A 4,834-nucleotide genomic window follows, 5' to 3' on the forward strand; every position below is an offset into this window, starting at 1 on the left:
GAACCCGGAAGCTAAGACCCACAGCGCCGATGGTACTGCACCCGGGAGGGTGTGGGAGAGTAGGTCACCGCCGGACAACCATTAGGTCGAGAGCCCCAACCAGCCATGGTCGGGGCTCTCCCGCATTTAAAACCGGTTTAGAACAACACACCCGCACCCTCCAGGCCGACCTCAGGGTTACAGCAGGCCCCGAGCAGCGGTCTTGGCGCCCGCATCTAGACTTACCAACTATGACCACTTCTCCCGGCGATGCTTCCTCCGGCCTGGCTCCGGGCGCATCGGCCGGACGCTCCAGACGCGCCACCATCCTTGACGTAGCAGCCGCGGCTGGCGTCTCCCGGCAGACCGTTACCCGCGCCATGAACGCGATGCCGGGCATTCGGCCGGATACTCGTGAGCGCGTCCAGGAAACGGCGCGCCAGCTGGGGTACACACCAAGCCGCTTTGCGAAAGGCCTGGTCCAGGGCGCGCGCACTTCGGTGGGCCTGGCCATTCCCGACCTCACCAACCCGTACTATCCAGCCTTTGCCTCCAGTGTGGTTGAGTTGGCCACGCAACGCGGCTGGCACGTCGTCATGGATGACTACGGCCACGGCGGGGCTACCGGCGTCGAATCCGTGCAGCACCTCGCCCCGCAGGTGGATGCCGTGATCGGGTACTTGGGCGGAGCCGCGGACGAAGCACAGGCCATCCTTGGACGCCGGCCCCTGGTGGTTCTCGACCAGCCAGCCGGGCCTGCGTCCGGCGGGATCTCCTTTGACTACGACCACGCTGCCCAAACCGCCCTGCGACACCTGCAGGCGAAGGGCTGCCGGCAGTTGGCCTACATCGACCGAGCGCCGGCCGGCGCGGACCAACGCGCACCGGGGCCCGTGCGCGCCAACCGGCCAACGCCCGGAACCGACACCGCCCAGAGCGTCCCGACCGTGCGCGGCCAGGCATTCGTCCGCAGCGCAGCCGCCTTCGACATGGCCATGACGGTGGCTGTTTCCCCAGAGTCGGCGGCCTCTGCCAGGCAGGTGACGCGGCGGCTGCTCGAGGAGCACCCCGGCACGGACGGGATCGTGGTGTTCAACGACCTAATGGCGGCCGGGGCACTGAAGGCCCTGGCGGACTCCGGCCGGGCGGTCCCGGCTGATTGCGCCGTGATCGGCATGGACGGCATCCCGCTCGGCCAGCTCCTGACGCCTGAGCTGACCACGCTTGCACTCGACCTGCGGGAAGTGGGGAGAGCCGCCGTCGAACTTCTGGACGGCTTGCTTAGCGGATCCCTTGAGGCGGGCGGCCCGGGCACGGACCTGCTGCTCCGGCACCACCTGGTGCTGCGACAGTCCGCCTGAGCGGAGCCTGACCCTACCCAAACCGTTCGGATCACAGTACGCTTGGACACGTTCGTGAACGTTCACGTCAAGCATCCAAGACCCACCCAGGGGAAACAAACATGTCAGTCGAATCATCCACTGTGCCTGCTGCTTCACGGCCTGCGGCTCGAGCCAGCCGGTCCCTCGACATCTCCTCGGACGAGGTCGGGGAACTTGAGTCGATGGCGCCCGCGGATGGTGCGCTACCGGCGCGCGCGTACCTGCACAGCGATGCCCCGCGAAAGGTCCTGAACGGCACCTGGAAGTTCCGGCTTCACGGCGGGGCGAGGCTGGCTCCCGCTGACGGCTGGCAGCTGGGCCGGGATCTGACCGGGTTCGGGGACTTGCCGGTGCCGTCCAGCTGGCCCATGCACGGCCACGGCACGCCCTGGTACACCAACGTCCAGTATCCGTTTGCGGTGGAACCGCCCCACGTGCCGGACGCCAACCCCATCGGCGACCACCTCGTGGAATTCGAGGCGGGCCCCGAGTTCTTTCCGCGGTCGGTTCTGCGCTTTGACGGCATCGAGTCCGCCGGCACCGTGTGGCTGAATGGGACACGGCTCGGCACGACGCGCGGCAGCCGTCTGGCCCACGAGTTCGACGTCACCAACGTCCTGGTTCCGGGCCGGAACATCCTGGCCGTGCGCGCCGCGCAGTTCTCGGCGGCCAGCTACCTGGAGGACCAGGACATGTGGTGGCTGCCGGGCATCTTCCGCGATGTCACCCTGCAGTCCCGGCCGGCCGACGGGATCGACGACGTCTTTGTCCACGCCGGATACGACCATCGCACCGGCGAAGGGGTCCTCAAGGTGGAGGTGACCCGGGCCGGCGAGGCGATTTACGCCGTCGTACGCGTTGCCGAGCTGGACCTGGAGCTGCCCGCGGGAAGTGAGCAGCGCATCCCGGGGGTGGCGCCGTGGTCGGCGGAGGTGCCCCGGCTCTACGCGGCGACCGTCAGCACGGGCGGCGAGACCGTGGAACTCCAGTTCGGGTTCCGCGGCATCGCCATCGAGGACGCCCAGTTCAAGATCAACGGCCAGCGGATCCTGCTGCGCGGCGTGAACCGGCATGAGCATGATCCCCGTCTCGGCCGCGCCGTGCCGCGCGAGGTGATGGAGAGCGAGCTGCGGCTGATGAAGCAGCACAACATCAACGCCATCCGCACGTCCCATTACCCGCCGCATCCAGAATTCCTGGCCCTTGCGGACCGGCTCGGTTTCTACGTGGTGCTGGAATGCGATCTGGAGACCCACGGCTTTCAAAGCGCGGGCTGGCAGCAGAATCCCAGCGATGACCCGCAGTGGGAGCCGGCGCTCCTGGACAGGATGCGGCGCACCGTTGAGCGGGACAAGAACCACGCCTGCGTGATCATGTGGTCGCTGGGGAACGAGTCCGGCACGGGGCGGAACCTGGCGGCCATGTCCCGCTGGACCAAGGACCGCGACCCCTCCCGGCCCATCCACTACGAAGGTGACTGGAGTTCGCCCTACGTGGACGTCTATTCGCGGATGTACGCGGACCAGGCAGAAACTGCGCTGATCGGCCAGGGAATCGAACCGGCCCTGGACGACCCCGAGCTGGACGCCCGCCGCCGCGCCATGCCCTTTGTCCTCTGCGAATATGTGCACGCGATGGGCAACGGCCCGGGCGGCATGACCGAGTACCAGGAGCTCTTCGACCGGTATCCGCGGCTCATGGGAGGCTTCGTCTGGGAGTGGCTGGAGCACGGAATCACCCGCACTGCCGACGACGGCCAGGAGTACTTCGTCTACGGCGGCGACTTCGGTGAGGAAGTTCACGATGGCAACTTCGTCACGGACGGACTCGTGGATGCCGACCGCAAACCGAGGCCCGGGCTGCTGGATTTCAAGAAGGTCATTGAGCCGCTGGCCATCACCGTCGCGGCAGACTGGACCAGGTTCACCGTCGCCAGCAAGTTCGACTTTGCGGACACTTCCGCGCTCCGGTTCCGCTATTCCGTGGAGGCCGACGGCGGCACTCACGACGGCGGCCTGGTGGCGGTTGCGCCGTTGGCGCCCCGCAGCGAAACAACCGTTGAGCTCCCGGCCGGGCTGGCTGCACGGGCCGGCGATTCGGCCGCGGTGCTGACCGTCCGGGCGGAGTTGGCGGAGGAGACAGAGTGGGCCGACGCCGGGCACGAGGTCGCGTGGGGCCAGGCCGTCCTCAATGCACCGGTCGCGCCGCGGGTCCGTGCCACTGAAGCTGCTGTGGTGGCGGATGCGGCGGGTTCTGCGGGAGATGCCGAGGGTGCCGGTCCCGATGAGCTGCTGCTGGGGCCGGCCGCTTTCTCACGGACCACCGGCGCTCTGACCCGCCTTGGCGGACTGCCGGTGGACGATCTCCGGCTTGTGCTGTGGCGCGCCCCGACCGACAACGACCACGGCGTGGATTGGTGGGGGAACACTGAGGCTCCGACCCTCGCGCAGCGATGGGTCGGGGCAGGCCTTAACCTGCTGCACTCCCGGCTGATCGGCATCACTGCCACCCCGGATGCGGACGGCGGCGAGGAGTTGGAGATCCGGACGCGCGTCGGTATCGCGGACAAGCAGTACGGGGTGTTCGTGGACTACACGTGGACGAGCGACGGTGAAAAGCTCAGTCTGCGGACACGGGTGCGGCCGGACGGGGACTGGAACGATCGGGGCCGCGACGTTCCCTGGGCGCGGATCGGACTGGAGCTCGTACTGGGCACGGGAGCCCGGCACGTGGACTGGTTCGGGCAAGGTCCGCACCAGGCGTACCCGGACACCGGGCAGGGAACGCGCAAGGGATGGTTCTCATTGCCGGCGGCGGATTTGGCCGTGGACTACGTCCGCCCGCAGGAGTGCGGTGCCCGCGCAGCTGTGCACAGCGCAATGCTGCAGCTGGACGCCGGCAACTTGGCCATCAGTGGCGAGCCCTTCGCGCTGACAGTGAGGCCGTACAGCCAGACGGCACTGGATGCGGCCAGTCACCAGCCGGACCTCGTGCCGGACGGCCGCACCTATGTCTACCTCGATCACGTCCAACGCGGAGTGGGGACGGGCGCCTGCGGGCCCGGAGTGCTGGAGGCCTACCGGATCGCTCAACGGGAGGCAGAGTTCACCCTGGTCTTGGAAGCTGAGGGCTAGCCTCTCGGGGGCGGCGTGGAGCGGGCGCGGAGTCGGGCCGGCCCGTGCATGGTCCGTGTTTGGTCCGTGCTTGGTCCGTGCGGCCCCCGGATGGAGGCCTATCAGAACGCCGGAGAAATGTGACGCGCTCCATAGTGGACAGACAACCCCGAAATCGCCCGACGGCCGTTCCCGAGACCGTTGAAATCCGTGCAAACCCGGGGATTTCGGCGACTGCAGCGGGGATGCAGGCGCGTGTTTGGGTGGGTTTGCGGTGGGGGTTTGGTGGGTGTATTGTTTTCTAAGTCGCCGAGAGGGGGCCGGCGAGGAGCTGGTTACCGGAGGCGGCCAAATCCCCTT

2 protein-coding genes are annotated in these 4,834 nt (G+C 67.9%); both read left to right on the top strand.

Annotated features, from left to right (window positions below):
- Positions 1-230: 230 nt before the first annotated feature.
- A complete protein-coding gene (locus CXQ90_RS21510; protein ID WP_104141365.1) occupies positions 231-1,340 on the top strand; it encodes a LacI family DNA-binding transcriptional regulator in 1,110 nt (369 codons plus the stop codon).
- A 101-nt stretch (positions 1,341-1,441) separates the two neighbouring features.
- Positions 1,442-4,495 (top strand): glycoside hydrolase family 2 TIM barrel-domain containing protein, encoded by a 3,054-nt coding sequence (locus tag CXQ90_RS21515; protein WP_104141366.1) that lies wholly within the window; start codon positions 1,442-1,444, stop codon positions 4,493-4,495.
- The last annotated feature ends 339 nt before the right edge of the window (positions 4,496-4,834 follow it).

This window comes from Arthrobacter sp. ZGTC131 (assembly GCF_002929275.1).
In the GTDB taxonomy this organism is placed as follows: Bacteria; Actinomycetota; Actinomycetes; order Actinomycetales; family Micrococcaceae; genus Arthrobacter.